Below are 254 nucleotides of genomic sequence, written 5' to 3'. Positions count from 1 at the left end.
GACTCGTACATTCGCTGGTACAACGAGAAACGGATCAAGATCTCGCTTGGCGCACTCAGTCCGATTGAATACCGGGAGAGCCTCGGGCTGACGACATAAACCCGTCCAAGAATTCCGCCGCACCCCCCTTTTAGCCAAGTTCAGATGTCCGCTTTTTGGACGATCGTAAGCTAACAGATCGCTGGGAATCCAGTGTTTGGGAGCTTTAATGGCGGCAACAGAACGGATAACAATGACGATGCGCGAGCTGGACA

The 254-nt window shown here is 52.8% G+C and carries 1 protein-coding gene; it reads left to right on the top strand.

The window, feature by feature from the left end:
• A partial coding sequence (locus tag AB3X99_RS41075) for an IS3 family transposase (RefSeq protein WP_226200766.1) occupies window positions 1-99 on the top strand: 99 nt, incomplete at its 5' end.
• Window positions 100-254 lie beyond the last annotated feature (155 nt).

The organism is Paraburkholderia sp. BR10882 (assembly GCF_040948855.1).
Classification (GTDB): domain Bacteria; phylum Pseudomonadota; class Gammaproteobacteria; order Burkholderiales; family Burkholderiaceae; genus Paraburkholderia; species Paraburkholderia nodosa_A.
This window is presented reverse-complemented; position numbering and strand designations above follow the sequence as displayed.